Origin of the sequence: Microcystis sp. M090S1, from assembly GCF_020246295.1 — a bacterium.
In the GTDB taxonomy this organism is placed as follows: Bacteria; Cyanobacteriota; Cyanobacteriia; order Cyanobacteriales; family Microcystaceae; genus Microcystis; species Microcystis aeruginosa.
The window spans coordinates 1-2,753 of sequence record NZ_JADBTF010000019.1 but is presented as its reverse complement, the minus strand read 5'-3'; the positions used below and the strand labels follow the sequence as shown (position 1 = coordinate 2,753).

The window sequence follows — 2,753 nt, the reverse complement described above, 5'->3', positions numbered from 1 at the left end:
TTGTTTGACTAATTCGATCACTTGTTCGTTGCTTAAGGTTAAGTTCGGCATAGGTCACTTCTAGACACCAGCATGATTAATCAGTTTAACACGGGTCTCTAGCCGGCTCGTGGGTGGGGGGACTGATCGCTAACGGGAAAAGTCATGATCTAGAAATTCTTGAATCGTTAAAATTGGGATTTCTCGAAATGGATTTAAAACTAATAGATCAGAATCGCCGCTTACAATACAGGTAGCTTGACCATCGATCGCCAGTTCTAAATACTGATTATCTTTCTCATCTCTGCAAACCTTGATTTTCTCTCGAATCACGACAATTTCCGCGGTTCTTTCTATCGCCGTTATAAATAGCCGCCTTTTTGCTGAGGAGGCATATCTATCGAATTTGGGACGATTGAAAACAGTGATCAATTCTAACAAAGTAGATTCGGACATTAAAAGCTTGCCGATATTTTGGGCTTTGTCTAATGCCTGACGAGCTTTGCCGTTTTTCGACAGAAGCGCGCTTACTAAAACGTTGGTATCGAGAATAAAAGAATATTCAAGGCTCATTTAGTAAAGATTCTAAAATTTCGGGGGTTAATCCTCTAGCTTCCGCCTCATCACTAATTTCGTCCATTAGTTTTCTCAAGAAATCGATATCGCTGTTAACTGGCTTTCTAATTAGCAAATCGACAAGAACCCGGACGCGTTCTTGTTCCTCCGGGGATGCGGATTGATAGACTTCTGCCGCTTCGGGACTGACTTCGATCGAAATTTTGCTCATATTATTAAGGCTCATTCTTGCTATGCTTCGGGGAGTTGTTTGAATAAGTCGATAACTTGTTCGTTGCTTAAGGTTAAGTTCGGCATAGGTCAATTCTAGACACCAGCATGATTAATCAGTTTAACACCGGTCCTTAATGGAGAAGGTTTTCGGTTCGCCTACACCTTCCGGGCTTCGATCGGTTAGAATCGAGAAATTATCGGCCTAGAAAGTCCTTTCATCTTCGCGCTTGCCGTAAAATTATGATTGTCTCTCTCCAAGAAGCTCAAGCCAAACTGCCCGAACTGATATACAATCTCAAACCGGGGGAAGAATTGTTGATTACCGATAATAATCTCCCACTAGCCAAATTAATCGGGCAAACCCCCACATCTCCCCAACGTCCGGGGCCTGGCCTATGTAAAGGAATGATTACCATCGTGGCCGATGATGAAGAACACTTACAAGACTTCGCGGAGTATCTGCATTGAAATGTCTAATCGATACCCATACTCTGCTTTGGTACACACTCAACGAATCCCCACTAAGTAGCGCCGCCCATCAACTAATTATTAACCAAAATAACGAAATATTAATCAGCCCAGCATCCTATTGGGAAATCGCCATCAAAATCAGTATCGGTAAACTCATTTTACATCAATCTTACAAAGATTTTATCGACGTATGCCTTAATCAATATCAATTTAATATCCTTGCCATCACACCAGAACATACGGATGCGCTGATCACCCTTCCTTTTTATCATAAAGACCCCTTTGATCGCCTTCTGGTAGCTCAAGCCATTGTTGACAATATTCCGATTATTACTGTAGATACTATTTTAGATCGGTACGGTATTCAACGTCTTTGGTAGGGCGATCGTTTTTCCCAACATATCGGAAAACTCGACACTATAACCCCTTTCTAATCCCTCAACTTGACGCTTTTCTACCAATGTCCCCACGTCCCCCGCGGATAGTCCTTCTTCGGGAATGTCTTTTAATAAAATCCCATTGAGTAAAGTTCATAATTGATGGTTATTATTTTGATCTAAAAAGTCCAAAAAGTCTTTTGCTTTCACGATCTGAATATTTTGATATTCAACCAGTGAAAGAAGATGTTTGTCCCCCGTGATAATATGGGTAGCCTTGCCAATGATCGCACATTCTATGATCATATCGTCATCGGGATCGTTGGGAACCGCTCTCAGTTGTCTTGTTATCGGAACAAGGCTAGAAAATTGACGAATTTCTGCGATATATTCTCTAAGTCCCCGTTCAGATATTTGAAATTTCTGCTGAAGTTTTTCGGTTAATTCGTCTAAAATCTCTTGGCAAGTTACTGAAGATACCGATCCCGTCTTCGCTAACGATAAACAGGAAAATGTAGGGCTGTTTTTAGACAGCCAAGCAGAGATTAATATATTTGTATCAAAAACAACTACATAGGTCACTATTTTTCGTGAACGATTTCATCGATAAATTCTTCTCTTTCGTCTTCCGTCATGGTATCCCAATCATAGCCGCGTTCTTTGGCTACGATTCTAGCTCTTTCTGCTCCTTCATTAAATACTGGTTCCAACTGTCTCCACTGACCGAGAATTAGAATTTTGTACACCTCCTTTTGCTGTGCTTCGGGGAGTTGTTTGAATAAGTCGATAACTTGTTCGTTGCTTAAGGTTAAGTTCGGCATAGGTCGCTTCTAGACACCAGCATAATTAATCAGTTTAACACGAGTCCTTAATGGAGAGGGTTTTCTGTTCGCCTATCCCTTCTCTGCGTCGATCGGTTAGAATCGAGAAATTATCGGCCTAGAAAGTCCTTTCATCTTCGCGCTTGCCGTAAAATTATATCTTTAACTAAATGGTGATCGCTAATTAATTATCGTAGTAAAGCTTGAAAACCTGCTTGAATAAAATGAACATCTGAAGTTAAAGCGTCGGTAATTTGATTTTCTTCCATAACAATAAAAGAAAAACAATCTACTAATCCCCAGCTTTTATCAGATC

At 40.6% G+C, this 2,753-nt stretch carries 7 protein-coding genes and 1 pseudogene; 2 read left to right on the top strand and 6 right to left on the bottom strand.

From position 1 onward, the window contains the following. Positions 1-129: 129 nt before the first annotated feature. Positions 130-552 (bottom strand): putative toxin-antitoxin system toxin component, PIN family, encoded by a 423-nt coding sequence (locus IM477_RS00860; RefSeq protein WP_149985919.1) that lies wholly within the window; start codon positions 550-552, stop codon positions 130-132. Next, positions 542-766 carry a C2H2-type zinc finger protein gene (locus tag IM477_RS00855; protein ID WP_002748889.1) on the bottom strand — a complete coding sequence of 75 codons (225 nt, stop codon included), beginning with the start codon at positions 764-766 and terminating at the stop codon, positions 542-544. Before IM477_RS00855 ends, IM477_RS00860 begins: the two co-directional genes overlap by 11 nt. Positions 767-1,008: 242 nt before the next feature. Here IM477_RS00855 and IM477_RS00850 point away from each other — a divergent pair, with 242 nt between their 5' ends. Next, positions 1,009-1,236: a type II toxin-antitoxin system Phd/YefM family antitoxin gene (locus IM477_RS00850; RefSeq protein ID WP_002763578.1), complete on the top strand. Its 228-nt coding sequence runs from the start codon at positions 1,009-1,011 to the stop codon at positions 1,234-1,236. Then, complete coding sequence (locus IM477_RS00845) at positions 1,233-1,619, top strand: type II toxin-antitoxin system VapC family toxin (RefSeq protein WP_287730115.1); 387 nt, start codon at positions 1,233-1,235, stop codon at positions 1,617-1,619. The genes IM477_RS00850 and IM477_RS00845 overlap by 4 nt, the downstream gene beginning before the upstream one ends. On the opposite strand, the gene IM477_RS00840 is transcribed toward IM477_RS00845, so the two are convergent. The 4 genes and pseudogenes from IM477_RS00840 to IM477_RS00825 form a co-directional block, all read right to left on the bottom strand. Beyond that, positions 1,587-1,709, bottom strand: coding sequence for a hypothetical protein (locus IM477_RS00840; RefSeq protein WP_287730101.1), 123 nt, complete (start codon positions 1,707-1,709; stop codon positions 1,587-1,589). The two genes, IM477_RS00845 and IM477_RS00840, sit on opposite strands and share 33 nt — an antisense overlap. 60 nt (positions 1,710-1,769) lie before the next feature. After that, a complete protein-coding gene (locus tag IM477_RS00835) occupies positions 1,770-2,198 on the bottom strand; it encodes a putative toxin-antitoxin system toxin component, PIN family (RefSeq protein WP_287730099.1) in 429 nt (142 codons plus the stop codon). Beyond that, the gene (locus tag IM477_RS00830) at positions 2,198-2,437 is read right to left on the bottom strand and encodes a hypothetical protein (RefSeq protein WP_287730096.1); all 240 of its coding nucleotides are present in this window, start codon (positions 2,435-2,437) and stop codon (positions 2,198-2,200) included. The genes IM477_RS00835 and IM477_RS00830 overlap by 1 nt, the downstream gene beginning before the upstream one ends. 188 nt (positions 2,438-2,625) lie before the next feature. Then, positions 2,626-2,753, bottom strand: a pseudogene (locus tag IM477_RS00825) (type II toxin-antitoxin system VapC family toxin); the annotation flags it as partial.